Below are 13,202 nucleotides of genomic sequence, written 5' to 3'. Positions count from 1 at the left end.
CGGCAGCGGTGGAGGGTTCGGTTCACGTCTTCGTCGAGGACGTGCGGGACGAGGGCGCCCGCCGCGTCCTCGGCAGGATCGCCGAGTACGGCGTGCGCGAGGTCACGGTGGCCGCCGCCTACCACGCGGCCCGCGACGTCACCCCGCACGGCGCTTCCCGGGTGACCCTGCGCTCCGACGGAGTCCACTTCCCGCTCCCGGACGATCTGTTCGCGAACCTGCGCCTGGCGCCGCCCGTGCAGCCGGGGGCGGAGGCCGAGCCGCTCGCCGCGCTGCGTGAGGCCGCCGAGGACCACGGCATGGTCCTGCACGGCCTGGCCGTCTTCCTGCAGAACGTCACGCTGGGCCTGGCCAACCTCGACCTGACCGTCCAGGACTGCTTCGGCGGGCGCGGGTCCCCGGCCGCGCTGTGCCCGGCCCAGCCAGACGTCCGCCTGTACGCGGTGGCGCTGGCGCGGGCCGTGGCGCGCCAGGGCGTGCGTAGCGTGGTGGCCGAGTCCCTGCATTTCGGGACGTTCGCCCAGGGCTACCGGCAGGACCGGTCGTACGTCCCCCTCGGCCCCATGGACGAGTTCCTGCTCGGCCTGTGCTTCTGCTCGTGGTGCATGCGGCGCGCCGCCGACCTCGGCGTGAAGGCGGAGGTCGCGCGCGAGGAGTGCGCGAGGATCATCGGCGGCGTGCTGGAGGGCGACCCTCCCGCGCAGGGCGAGGTGACGCGGGCGGCGCTCACCGCCTACGCGGGCCCGGAGGTCGTGGCCTACGCCCGCGCCCGCTCCGAGACCGTGACCTCCCTGGTCAGCGAGGTCTCCTCGGCCGTGGCCGCCGAGGGTTCGCGGCTGACCTTCATGGACGGCACCGGCCAGGTCAAGGGGTACGCCGACGGGCTGCCCCCGGCGGGGCTCGCGGCGCACGACGCCTGGCAGCTCGGCGTGGACCTGGTCGCGCTCGGCGACCTCGTCCCGTCGTTCGGCGTGCTCGCCTACGCCAGGGACGCCGCGCGGGTGGCCGACGACGTCGGCGCGTACCGTCGTTCGGTGGGCAACGACCGCGAGCTGCGGGTCGTGCTGCGCCCGGGCCGTCCCGACACCGACTCCGAGGACAGGCTGGCCGCGAAGGTCCGCGCGGTGAAGGCGGCCGGCGGCGACGCCGTGGACTTCCACGCCTACGGGCTCGTGCCGTACAGCGTGCTGAACCGCATCCCGGGGGCGCTCGGCCACCGGTCGTGACCCCCCGGGCGGCCCCTCAGGCGGACTCGCGGACGACCAGCTCGCTCGGCAGGATCACGCGGTCGCTCGCGCGCTCCTGCGGGGGAGTCAGCAGCAGCCGCACCATCGCGGTGGCCTGCTCGGGGATCGGATGCCGCACGGTCGTCAGCGGCGGGTCGGTGTAGCGCACGGCCTCGATGTCGTCGAAGCCCACGACCGCGACGTCGTCCGGGACGCGGCGCCCGGCCTGGCGCAGCACCTGCAGTGCGCCGATCGCCATGACGTCGTTCGCGACGAACACGGCGTCGAGCGAGGGGTCGTCCTCCAGGAGTTGGCGCATCGCGGAGATGCCCGAGGCGCGGGTGAAGTCGCCGACGGCGACGATCGAGCGGCGGTCGGAGTCGCGCAGGGCCTCGCGGTAGCCGGTCAGGCGGTCCTGACCTCCTATCATGTCCTGCGGGCCCGCGATCGTGGCGATCCGGCGCCTCCCGCTGTCGAGCAGGTGCCGTACGGCCGCCGACGCGCCGCCAACGTTGTCATTGTCGACATAGGGCATCTCGACCGCCACGGCCGGGCGGCCGTAGGACACCACCGGCACGCCCATGCGGGTCAGCGCGCCCGGCAGGGGGTCGGCGCCGTGCATGGACAGCAGCAGCACGCCGTCGACGTGGCCGCCCGAAATGTAACGCTCCACGCGCGCGTGGCCGCGGGGGGCGCTCGCGAGCATCAGCACGATCTGCTTGTCGGCCGCCTCCAACTCGCTGCTGACCGTGCGGATCACCGTCGAGAACAGCCGGTCGTCGGAGAAGACCCGCGTTGCGGGCTCGGAGATGACCAGCGCGATGGAGTCGGTGCGCTGGGTGACCAGGCTGCGGGCGGCGGAGTTGGGGACGTACCCCAGTTCGCTCACCGCGCGCAGCACCGTCTCCCGGATCTCCGGAGTGACAGTCGACTGGCCGTTGACGACCCGCGAGACGGTCGCCCGGGAGACGCCGGCGCGTGCGGCGACCGCCTCCAGGGTTGGTCGTTTCATTCGCTAGAGCCCTGTCTTTCCTCTGATGGAGGTCGTGGGTGCGGCAGCCGCCCGGGATGGTCGGCCGGTGCCACAGCCGCTGTCGATATCTGTCGATATGAGAAGCCGCCACTGGGTTTCGAGACCGAAGTGAACGATAACGAAACCCGCCGCTCCCCATCGTGCCACTGGAAATTATCAGTAGGGCCCAAACGATCGCCCATGGCAGGCCGTGTCGGGCCGGATCGCCGCCCGGACGTAACGCGGGGTCGCCGGGCCTTACAGTCGCGCTCCGGGGACGAGCCCAGGAGCCGCCAAGTGTGTACCCGCCGCCCGTGTTCGCCGGGCGCGGGTCGTGACGGCCGCGGAAACGGGTAATTGGGCGGTGCTCATATCATGTTTTTCACCAGTCCAATATAGCCGTTCGACCGGCGGGTCGGCCCGCCGAATGGAGAGCGCTCTCCGACTACAACCCTAAGGGGTCGGGGCGGGCCCTGGAGGCCGCCGGTGACGGAAAGTGATCCGACTTCGTGCGTCGTGCGCTGTTCGCGGCTTTTCCGCTCCGCTTTGCCGCTGTCATGCCTGGTGAAAAGGGTACTGGTGTGACGCCTGCCCGTAGCGGTGCCGTCGCGGAGGATGAGAGCGCTCTCGTGATCTTCAAGAAACATTTTCACGCTGTTGACAGGGGCTCTTGACGCAAATAGCGTCAGCGGCGCTGAGAGCGTTACACGCACGTTACGTCACCGCGAACAATCGGTTCGCGCCGCCGTGCGGGCCTTGAACGGTGTCGAGGCCCGCCGTACGAACCACCGCCGGTCTTCGCCCCCTCGCCCGGGCGTGGGCCGGTTCACCCCCCAGGACGAAAGTCTCTCCGCATGATCAACCAGGTCTCCACGGGCACCACGCCCAACCGTCCCGCCGCCGGCCGCCTCCCGCGCAGGCGCCGCACCGCCGGCTTCGCCGTCGTCACCCTCCTCGCCGGCCTTCTGACCACCGTGACCGCCGGGCCGGCCCAGGCCGCCACGATCGCCGTCGGCGCGGGCAGCTACACCACCGACCTGCCCGCCGGAGCCTCCGGCCCCGCCGACAACACGGGCGCGCAGGTCGCCCCCAAGATCACCTCCGCCGTCACGGCCAAGGTCCCGACCAACGACTGGTGGTCCTCCCTGGCCTTCCAGAGGTACCCGGGCAATCCGTATTCCGAGAACATGTACGCCCACCCCCTCGCCTTCCACGCCGTGGCGGGAGGGCTGGAGGTCAGCTACCCGTCCACGCCCGGCGGCTCGGCCACGCAGTACGCCTACAGCCACGCCCGCGACCTCACCCTCGGCGTGACCGGCCTCAACGCGCCGAGGACCCAGGTCGACGGCTGGTCCGACTGGACGGTCACCCCCTACTGGTCGGACGGCGCGCGCACGCTGCGCGCCACGATCGGCCACGGCTCGCCGTACGTCTACGCCACCCCGACGGGAGGCGACGGCCAGGTGGCCTTCGTCGCCACGCCCACCATCTGGGCCGACCGCGGCAACGTGCTCGGCGCGACCGTCAACGGGCACGACTACGCCCTGTTCGCCCCGACCGGCACCGACTGGGCGATCAACGGGACGACGGCGACCGTCGCGCTCGGCGGCAAGAACTACTTCTCCGTCGCCGCGCTGCCCTCCCGCGCCGCCCTCGACCTGTTCGCCAAGTACGCCTACTCGTTCGTCACCGGCACCACCGTGAGCTGGTCCTACGACGAGGCGAACGCCCGGGTGACCACCACCTACACCGCCGCCACCACGGCCAAGGAGGGCACGCAGACCGGCACGCTGCTCGCCCTCTACCGGCACCAGTGGCTCGCCACCACCGACGCGCTCACCTCGTACACCTACGCCTCGTCCCGCGGCACGATGAAGCTGCGCGAGGGCGCCACGTTCAGCACCCGGCAGACCTTCCACGGCGTCCTGCCCTCGCTGCCCGACCTCGGCGCCTACGACCGCGCCCGGCTGCTCGACTTCGTCCGCCAGGAGGCCAACGCCGCCGACCCGTACAAGGGCGCCGGCGACACCTACTGGGCGGGCAAGGCCCTCGGGCGGCTGGCCCAGCTCGTGCCCATCGCCGAGCAGCTCGGCGACAACGCCACGCGCGACAAGCTGATCGAGCTGCTCAAGACCAAGCTGCAGAGCTGGTTCACGGCGGGCGGCGAGCAGTTCCGCTACGACGCCTCATGGGGCATCCTCACCGGCTACCCGGCCTCCTACGGCAGCGACACCGAGGTCAACGACCACCACTTCCACTACGGCTACTACCTGATGGCCGCCGCCACCGTCGCGCGCTACGACAAGGCATGGGCCGCCGACGGCCAGTGGGGCGGCATGGCCAAGCTGCTCGCCCGGGACGCCAACAACTGGGACCGTGGCGACACGCGCTTCCCGTTCCTGCGCAACTTCGACCCGTACGCGGGCAACGGCTGGGCCTCGGGCCACCAGGGCTTCGCCGCCGGGAACAACGAGGAGTCGTCGTCGGAGGCGATGAACTTCGCCGCCGGAGCCCTGCTGCTCGGCGCCGCCACCGGTGACACCGCGCTGCGCGACCTCGGCATCTACCTGTACACCACCCAGAGCGCCACGATCGCCCAGTACTGGTTCGACGTGGACGGCGTGGTCTTCCCGCCGAACTACGGCCACGACACCGCGGGCATGATCTGGGGCGAAGGCGCCGCGTACGGCACCTGGTGGACCGGCAACCCCGAGGAGATCCACGGCATCAACTACCTGCCGATCACCGCCGGCTCCCTGTACCAGGGCCTCTACCCGGCCAAGGTGCGCGCCGGGCTGGCCGAGATGGAGGCCAACAACGGCGGGCCCGCCGTGGAATGGCGCGACATCATCTGGCAGTACCGCGCGCTCGGCGACCCCGCCGCCGCCAAGGCGAACTGGGACGCCGGCTGGAACAACTACACCCCCGAGTCCGGGGACTCCAAGGCGCACGCGTACCACTGGATCTACAACCTGGCCCGGCTCGGCCTCGTCGACCCGGCGGTCACGGCCGACACCCCGACGGCCGCCGTCTTCAACCAGAACGGGACGCGCACCTACGTCGCGCACAACTTCGGCACCGCCGCCCGAACCGTCAGGTTCTCGGACGGCCGCACGCTGAACGTCCCGGCCGGCTCGACGGCGACCAGCGCGGGAGGCACCGAGCCCACGCCGACCCCGACGCCCACGCCGACGGTCACCCCCACCCCGACGCCGACCGTCACGCCCCCGCCGGGCTCGCCGACCCGCTACCTGCAGACCGGCGGAGGGCTCGCCGCCACCGCCGGAGCGACCGGGGCCGACATCATCCCCTCGGCCGGCGGCACCAACCACGACGGCACGCCGTTCAACCCCGTGACCTACACGGCGAGCGGCCTCACCATGACGTACACCGGCGCCGCCACGGCGTTCGACCTGTTCCTCGACTCGGGGGCCGCCGTGGCCAACGGCATCCAGGTGCGCGTCTCCTACGACCTCACCGGAGACGGCACCTACGACCGCGTCGAGACCTACCCCTACTTCGCCACCGACCCGGTCACCGGCTTCGAGCACTACACGCAGGGGACGGGCCCGTCCTCCGCGACCGGCGCCCTCGGTGACCTGAGCAACGGCCGCGTGCGCGTCGAGGTGTGGAGCGCGATCGGCAACAACCCGGCCTCGGTCGGCACCGGCAACCGCTCGGTGATCACCCTTCCCTTCCGCTGACACACACCGTACGGGCCGTGACCTCCCGCCGGCCCCGGCCCGTACCCGGCCCCGGCCCGTACCCGGCCCCGGCCCGGACGCCCGTCCGGGCCGGCACGGTCCGCTCTGATCTCCAGCACATCTGCGATCCACCCCGAGATATGAGGACGAGCATGGACTCACCGACCCGACCCACCGAAAGGCGCCGCCCCCGAATCCGCGCACTGCTGATCGTCATCGGCGCCGCGATCCTGCCCCTCATCGCCCTCGCCGTGACGAACCCCGCAGGCGCCGCCGTGCCCCCCACGCCGAGCGGCTGGAGCCTCGTCTGGAGCGACGACTTCAACGGCGCGGCCGGCACCCTCCCGTCGTCCGCCAACTGGATCATCGACACCGGGCACGCCTACCCGGGCGGCCCCGCCAACTGGGGCACGGGAGAGATCCAGAACTACACCGCCAGCCCGTCCAACGTCAGCCTCGACGGCACCGGCAACCTGCGCATCACCCCGATCGGCAGCGGCCAGAACTGGACGTCCGCCCGCATCGAGACCCGCCGCGCCGACTTCAAGCCCGACGCGGGGCGCGTCCTGCGTATCGAGGGCCGCATCCAGATGCCCAACGTCACCGGCGACGCCGCCCTCGGCTACTGGCCCGCCTTCTGGGCCCTCGGCGCGCCCTACCGGGGTAACTACTGGAACTGGCCGGGCATCGGCGAGTTCGACATCATGGAGAACGTCAACGGCATCAACTCCGTCTGGGCCGTGCTGCACTGCGGCGTCAGCCCCGGCGGGCCGTGCAACGAGACCACCGGCCTCGGCGCCAACCGGCCGTGCCCCGGATCCACCTGCCAGTCGGCGTTCCACACCTATCGGTTCGAATGGGACCGCGCCTCCACCCCCAACGCCCTGCGCTGGTACGTCGACGGCCAGCAGTTCCACAGCGTCACCCAGAACCAGGTCGACGCGGGCACCTGGAACAACATGACCGGCCACGCGGGGTACTTCCTGCTGCTCAACGTCGCCATGGGCGGCGCCTTCCCCAACGCGCTCGGCGGGCAGACCCCGACGGCGGCGACCGTCTCCGGCCGCCCTATGGTCGTCGACTACGTCGCCGTCTGGCAGAGCGGCACCGGGCCCACCGGCCCGCCCACCTCGCCGCCGCCCGGCGGTGGCGTGGACGCGCGCTCCACCATCCAGGCCGAGAACTACCAGGCGCAGTCCGGCACCCAGACCGAGGCCACCACCGACGCAGGGGGCGGCAGCAACGTCTCCCACATCGCCAACGGCGACTGGCTCCGGTACGACGGGGTGAACTTCGGGTCCACCCCGGCCACCCAGTTCGTCGCGCGCGTCGCGTCGGGGGCGGGCGCCGCGAGCGGCCTCGTCCAGGTGCGTCTCGACAGCCTCAGCGCCGCGCCCATCGGCGACTTCGCCATCGGCGACACCGGCGGATGGCAGAGCTGGCGCACCGTCCCGGCCAACATCGCCGGGGTGACCGGCACGCACACCGTCTACATCACCTTCTCCAGCGGGCAGTCGGCCGACTACGTCAACCTCAACTGGTTCACCTTCGGTAACTGACCCCCTCCCCACGGCCCGCGCCTCTCCACCCCCCAAGAGGCGCGGGCCCTTTCCTCGTGACGGGGTGTCGTGGCGCGGCACTCCCCGGACGGGGCAGGCGGCCTGGTTATGCTGGGAATATGAAGATCGGAAACGCTCTGGTGCTCGCCGCGGCGATCACGCTCGCCGGCTGCTCGGCCGAGGGGGCCACGCCGGCGTCCGGTCTCAAGGTCGCGAGCCCCGCCTTCGCCGAGGGCGCCGAGATCCCGAAGAAGTACGCCTGCGCGGCCCGAGGCGGCCAGGACGTCTCGCCCCCGCTCACCTGGAGCGGGGTACCCTCGTCCGCCCGCGAGCTGGCCCTCGTCGTCGACGATCCGGACGCGCCCGGCGGCTCCTACATCCACTGGATCGTGACCGGCATCCCCGCCACCACGACCCGTGCCGACGAGGGCACGGCGCCCGGGACGGTGGCACGGGGGAGCGGCGGCGATCCGGCGTACAAGGGACCGTGCCCGCCGAGCGGCGTCCACCACTACCACTTCATCGTGTACGCGCTGCCCGAGGCCGTCACGGCGTCCGGCGATCCGCAGACGCTCCACCGGCGGATCAAGGACGCGGCCATCGCCTCGGGGGAGACCATCGGCACGTTCGCACGCTGAGGGCCGTCGCACGGCGCGCTCCGGCCGCAGGAGACCGCGTCGCTCGGTCGCCGGACGGGGCGGTGCTCAGCCGCCGGATCCCGTGCGGGCGGACAAGGCCAGATCTCTCACGACCTGGATCAACTCGGCCGGGTCGAACGGCTTTGTCAGGTAGGCGTCGACGCCGATCGCGAGGCCGCGCTTCTTGTCGTCCTCCTGGGCGCGGGCCGTGATCATCATGATCTTGATGTGACTGGTCCGCTCGTCGGCGCGCAGCTTGGTGGCCGTCATCCAGCCGTCCAGCCGCGGCATCATCACGTCCAGCGTGATGACGTCCGGCTGAACCGCCCCCACCCGATCAAGGCAGTCCTGCCCGTCGGTCGCCGTCTCGACCTGGAAGCCCTCCAGATTGAGGTTGACGGCGATGAGCTGCCGAATCACCTCGTCGTCGTCCACGACCAGCACGCGTCCCAGAAGCTCTTCCACGGGCGCGAGGCTAACTCCTGAGCCGCCCTCACGCGACCCTTTCCCCGAACTTCTCACCCGCCTGCAACACGGTCTGGCGCCTGAGGGACGTCTCGTGCCGGCTGTGGCACGCCGCCATGACCACGGCCCATCCACGGCCCATCCACGGCCCGTCCACGGCCCCGGACCATGGCGGCGTCCCCGGGGCATCGGTCAGCCGGCGTCCGGAACGTAGGTCAGGTTGAGCACGCCCGTCTTGAAGGTCTCGGAGCTGACCAGCTTCAGCGGGTGGGTCGGGGCGTCCTCGAACAGCCGCCGGCCGTGGCCGACCGCGATCGGGTGGACGAGCAGCTTCAGCTCGTCGAGCAGCCCGTTTGCCAGAAGCCACCGCACGGTCGTCGCCGAGCCGGACATCTGAATGGTGCCGTCGGTCCGCTCCTTCACCTCGCGCAGTTTGGCCGCGACGTCACCGGAGATGAGGGTGGTGTTGTTCCACTCGGCCTTCTCCAGGGTGTTCGACAGGACGTACTTGTCGGCGTTGTTGATGAACGCCGCGAAGTCCAGATCCTGGTCCGCCGTGGTCCAGTACGCGGACCACTCCTCGTACAGCTTCCGGCCCATCAGGAACCCGCTCGCGTCCGCCATACCCGCCTGGACCGCGGCGCCCATCTCGTCGTTCCAGTACGGGAAGTGCCACTGGTCCGGCGAGGCGACCACGCCGTCCAGCGAGATGAAGAAGTTGGAAACGATCTTAGCCATAGCTCTGCTCCTGTTTCGTTGGGATGACGAGGAGTGGCCCCCGATCATGACCCGGCTCTACCAGCTTCGTCACGACGACCTCCTCGTTGAGCACCGGCAGCGGAGGAGTGAGCCGACCGGCGTGCCGCGCACGGCACCCAGTCCAGCCTCCGGCCGGCACCCCGTCGTTCGTACGACGGCCGAGCAGCACCGTGACCTGGGTACCGACCCCGGCCGCGAGCCCCTCCGCCATGACGATGGCTGCGCCTGGGAGCTTAGGTGCGAACGACCACCCGGGTCTTGTACAGAAACGACACCGGCTCCGGCAAATCCCGATCCGCCCAACTCCATGACGATCCTGAGATGACGGGTCAGCCGCCGCGCCAGGTGCGAGGCGGCGAGTTATCCACAACCCCACCAGGGATACTGTCCCGTCTCTGTCTTTGTCCCAGGTCAGGGCGGTGCGGGCGAGCCCGCAGGGAAGCGGCCGACTCCCCTTCATCCACAGAGCGAGATTCGGCTCGGCGGCGAGGACCCCGCTCGTCGGACCCTGGGGCCTCGATTCCTCATCGAGCCCAAGGAGGGCATCCGTGATCACGATGCTCGTCACCACCGTCCTCGTCACGGGGGCGGCCCTTTCAGCAGCTTCCACGGAGACTTCACCAGGTTCCAACGAGGCCACCCCCGGCCCGAGGCTCACCCGATGCACCCACCTCCGCTGGCCCCCCGGCCACCACGCCCACGCCTCCCCGCCGTCTCCGAACACCGCACCGGCCCCCACCTCGAAGGCCACCCGCCTTACCGCATCAAAGGCAGCAGGCTTCACCAGGCCGGACACCGCCAGACCCACCGCATCGGACGCGGTCGGTTTCACCGCGACGGGAGCCATTCGCCTCACCACCTCGGAGCCCGCCCGGCTCGCCGTGCCGGAGGTGGACGGGGTCACCGTGTCGGGGGCCGCTCGGCTGGCTGTATCGAAGCCCGACGGATCCACTGAGTCCGAGGTCACCCGGTTGGCCGTTACAGATGCGGCGAAGTCCATCGCGATATCCCCACAGCCAGGCGCCTCCCTTGAAAACGAAGCAGCGGCAGACTCCTGCCCATCCACGACGACGCACCGACGCCCCTCACGCACACCCCAGATTGACCCTCACGGCACACCGGGCGCCCGCACCTGGGCACTTCCCGCTCCGATGCACAGCCCACAGCCCTCGGCCGAGCATGACGAAGACGATGAAGACCATCCAGTACACAAGGTCCACCAACCGGCCCGCGTACCCAGCCCTCCAGGAATCCTCGGACTACCGCAACCCTCGGCGCGAATGCAGGCACCTCAATCGCAACTCTCCGAGCTAGCGCAACTCCTCCAGCCGGGCCGACTCCTCTCGACAGCCCACCTGGTCCGCGCGGCGCAACTCCTGTCCACAGTGCCACTCCTCCGCCCAGGGCCCCGCGTACCCGCAGCCCAAGCTCCCCAGCCGGCTCAGGCGCCGACGCAGGAACACCCGACGGCACGCGGCAAGCCCGCGGCAGCCGGTAATCACGCGGCTGCCGGTAAGCCGACCGCGGAATCGGTGCCGCATGGCACCTCCAAGGTCTTGGGCGACTCGGGGGCGTCCCGGACATCAGCCCCATCGGGGCTGCACGCCGGGGCTCACACGTCGCAGTCGTTAAAACATCCTCGCAGCCACGCTTCTGGCCAGGCTCGTAGAACCCTGGCGGGGACGATCGTCGTAGCGGCCGCGTTGCGTCAGCTTGGGACGCCTTACGTCTGGGGTGGCGGATCGACCTCAGGGGCGACCCGTGGCGGCTTCGACTGTTCGGGGCTGGCTCTCTACGCCTGGGCCCGAGCCGGCGTCTCCCTCCCGCATTACACCGGCAGCCAGTTCGCCCGGGGCACCAAGATCCCCATCTCGCGCCTCCAGCCAGGCGACCTTGTCTTCTTCGGTGGTGGCACCGGCGACCCGACCCATGTGGGCATCTACCTCAAGAACGGCGTGATGATCCACGCCCCGAAGACCGGCGACGTGGTCCGCAAGGTCGACTTCCTCCACTCGCCCTACTACCGAGCCCGCTACCGCGGCGCCATCCGGCCTGCCACCCGCCCAAGCCCCCAAGCCGCCACCCGCCCGAGCATCCGAGCCGCTACCCACCCGAGCACCTGAGCCTTCAGGTTCAACTCAACCCGATCACGGCCGGGGCTCGCGCCAACCCGCCGACCCCGGCCACGCATCTCCCATGCCGGACACGACGCGGCCGCTGGAGAGCACCGCCGCCCCCGCGCTGCCCGCGGCCGCGGCCCGCCCGCGCAGCGCCCCCACGCCGCCGGAACCACACAGGCCCCGGCCGACCACGCCCACCCACCATGATCGTGATCCCTATTCCAAGTGACGAACGACCTCCAGATGCTGGTAGCCTTATCACTCGTTGAGCCCCCTTAGCTCAGGGGATAGAGCACCGGCCTCCGGAGCCGGGTGCGCAGGTTCGAATCCTGCAGGGGGCACACAGCAGAAGGGAAAGATCTCCCGGCGCCGATCCGCCATCAGGCGGGTCGGCGGTCTGCTTTGTGAGCGCCTGGATCGCAGGCAAGTTGGCCTCCTTAACAGTGATCCTGATCAGGATCTGGTGGGCGTCGTACCGATAGCGAAGCTCCAGATGGAAGGCGTCGAAGAGCTGGCGTTGCAGATCTTCGGGCACCATGGCCAGGCCAACCGTGGGAGTTCATCGAGGAGGCCGAGACCTTCCGTGGGCTGTGGCTTGCCGGCCAGGGCGTTCAGCTCTTCTGACTTCGCCTTGCGAGCACGGGCCAGGTCCGCGTACCGGCCGAACGGCTCGTACTGCTGGTCACTGAGCGTCGATAGAGCCGGTCTGACGGTGACGCCCCGCATCGGGGCCCAGGCCGGAAGCCGCCCAGCTCGCGAGGAGATCAAGGGCCCGCCGTGAGGGTGACCCCGGCTCGGTGGTGTAGATGTACAGGGCTGTGTCCGGGTCACCGGGCAGGGCAAGCGTCTCGTACTCGACGGTCAGCTCCCCGACGAGCGGGTGACGTAGCCGCTTCGAGCCGTGGGTGCGTTGGTGGACTCGGTGTTGTTCCCACCACTGGTCGAATTCGAGGCTCTGTTCGCGAAGTTCGGTGACGAGGGCGATGGTGGCACTGTCGTCAGGGTCGCGGCCGACCTCGAATCGCAGGCTCTCGACCGCGGCCCGGGCCATGTCTGGCCAGTCCATGAACAGTGATCGCGCGTCTTCGTCGAGGAACATCCAGCGGGCGTAGTTGCGTTGCTTCGCGGGCAGCCGGTCGAAGTCAGCGAACAGTGCCTTGGCCATCCTGTTGGTGGCCAGGATGTCGGTGCGGCGGCCGAGCACGAGCGCGGGCTCGCCGTCGAGAGAGTCGAGGAGCTGGTAGAGCCCTGGACGCACTCGTTGCGCGCTGCGGGAGCGTCGCTGAGCCGGTGCCGCGGGCAGCCCGATGAGGTCCTCGAGATGTGCCCGTCCCGCCGCGTCGAGTCCGAGAGCCCGGCCAATCGCCTCGACCACGGCAGCGGAGGGCGTGATCCGCCGGCCTTGCTCGAGACGGGCGTAGTAGTCGGTGGAGACTCCGGCCAGCAGAGCGACTTCCTCGCGCCGCAGGCCTGGCACGCGGCGCACGCGCCCGTCGGGCGGCAGGCCGGCCCCACTCCGGACGGCCGAGGTCAGTATGCGACGGCCGCGCTGTTGTTGCGGTTGTGGGAGGCTGCTTCCAGTCGGCCCGTGTCCGGGTCGCGGGGTGCTCCTGGAGATTCTCGGCCTGAGGTCACGACCGGGCGAGGCCCCGTTGGTCTTCCACGGCAGCCGGTTCCGCGCCCTCGCGACAGGAAGCACGGTGGCTGCATGAGCGCCGT

General features: G+C 70.6%; 10 protein-coding genes and 1 tRNA gene. 6 read left to right on the top strand and 5 right to left on the bottom strand.

Features of this window, described 5'->3' with window-relative positions; all coding sequences use genetic code 11:
• Nucleotides 1–8 precede the first annotated feature (8 nt).
• Nucleotides 9–1,226: a hypothetical protein gene (locus AB0H21_RS14465; RefSeq protein ID WP_358516257.1), complete on the top strand. Its 1,218-nt coding sequence runs from the start codon at nt 9–11 to the stop codon at nt 1,224–1,226.
• A 16-nt stretch (nt 1,227–1,242) separates the two neighbouring features.
• Here AB0H21_RS14465 and AB0H21_RS14460 read toward each other — a convergent pair whose 3' ends face one another.
• Nucleotides 1,243–2,238 carry a LacI family DNA-binding transcriptional regulator gene (locus tag AB0H21_RS14460; RefSeq protein WP_358516254.1) on the bottom strand — a complete coding sequence of 332 codons (996 nt, stop codon included), beginning with the start codon at nt 2,236–2,238 and terminating at the stop codon, nt 1,243–1,245.
• Nucleotides 2,239–3,092: 854 nt separating this feature from the next.
• Between AB0H21_RS14460 and AB0H21_RS14455 the strand changes: the two genes are divergently transcribed.
• The 3 genes from AB0H21_RS14455 to AB0H21_RS14445 all read left to right on the top strand — a co-directional run bounded on the left by AB0H21_RS14455 (nt 3,093) and on the right by AB0H21_RS14445 (nt 8,139).
• Complete coding sequence (locus AB0H21_RS14455; RefSeq protein WP_358516251.1) at nt 3,093–5,942, top strand: glycosyl hydrolase; 2,850 nt, start codon at nt 3,093–3,095, stop codon at nt 5,940–5,942.
• A 152-nt stretch (nt 5,943–6,094) separates the two neighbouring features.
• Nucleotides 6,095–7,501, top strand: a complete 1,407-nt coding sequence (locus tag AB0H21_RS14450; RefSeq protein ID WP_358516248.1) for a glycoside hydrolase family 16 protein — start codon at nt 6,095–6,097, stop codon at nt 7,499–7,501.
• Between the two features lie 119 nt (nt 7,502–7,620).
• The gene (locus tag AB0H21_RS14445) at nt 7,621–8,139 is read left to right on the top strand and encodes a YbhB/YbcL family Raf kinase inhibitor-like protein (RefSeq protein ID WP_358516245.1); all 519 of its coding nucleotides are present in this window, start codon (nt 7,621–7,623) and stop codon (nt 8,137–8,139) included.
• Nucleotides 8,140–8,205: 66 nt separating this feature from the next.
• Here the strand turns inward: AB0H21_RS14445 and AB0H21_RS14440 are convergent, their stop codons facing one another.
• Nucleotides 8,206–8,604 carry a response regulator gene (locus tag AB0H21_RS14440; protein WP_358516242.1) on the bottom strand — a complete coding sequence of 133 codons (399 nt, stop codon included), beginning with the start codon at nt 8,602–8,604 and terminating at the stop codon, nt 8,206–8,208.
• 192 nt (nt 8,605–8,796) lie between these two features.
• A complete protein-coding gene (locus AB0H21_RS14435; RefSeq protein WP_358516239.1) occupies nt 8,797–9,342 on the bottom strand; it encodes a dihydrofolate reductase family protein in 546 nt (181 codons plus the stop codon).
• 1,724 nt (nt 9,343–11,066) lie between these two features.
• Here AB0H21_RS14435 and AB0H21_RS14430 point away from each other — a divergent pair.
• The gene (locus AB0H21_RS14430; RefSeq protein WP_358516236.1) at nt 11,067–11,486 is read left to right on the top strand and encodes a C40 family peptidase; all 420 of its coding nucleotides are present in this window, start codon (nt 11,067–11,069) and stop codon (nt 11,484–11,486) included.
• Between the two features lie 24 nt (nt 11,487–11,510).
• On the opposite strand, the gene AB0H21_RS14425 is transcribed toward AB0H21_RS14430, so the two are convergent.
• A complete protein-coding gene (locus tag AB0H21_RS14425) occupies nt 11,511–11,681 on the bottom strand; it encodes a hypothetical protein (protein ID WP_358516233.1) in 171 nt (56 codons plus the stop codon).
• Between the two features lie 71 nt (nt 11,682–11,752).
• Between AB0H21_RS14425 and AB0H21_RS14420 the strand changes: the two genes are divergently transcribed.
• Nucleotides 11,753–11,824: transfer RNA gene (locus AB0H21_RS14420), tRNA-Arg, on the top strand.
• A 341-nt stretch (nt 11,825–12,165) separates the two neighbouring features.
• Here AB0H21_RS14420 and AB0H21_RS14415 read toward each other — a convergent pair.
• The gene (locus tag AB0H21_RS14415; RefSeq protein ID WP_358516230.1) at nt 12,166–12,960 is read right to left on the bottom strand and encodes a helix-turn-helix transcriptional regulator; all 795 of its coding nucleotides are present in this window, start codon (nt 12,958–12,960) and stop codon (nt 12,166–12,168) included.
• Nucleotides 12,961–13,202 lie beyond the last annotated feature (242 nt).

This window comes from Sphaerisporangium sp. NPDC051011 (genome assembly GCF_040653595.1).
GTDB lineage: Bacteria > Actinomycetota > Actinomycetes > Streptosporangiales > Streptosporangiaceae > Sphaerisporangium.
This window is presented reverse-complemented; position numbering and strand designations above follow the sequence as displayed.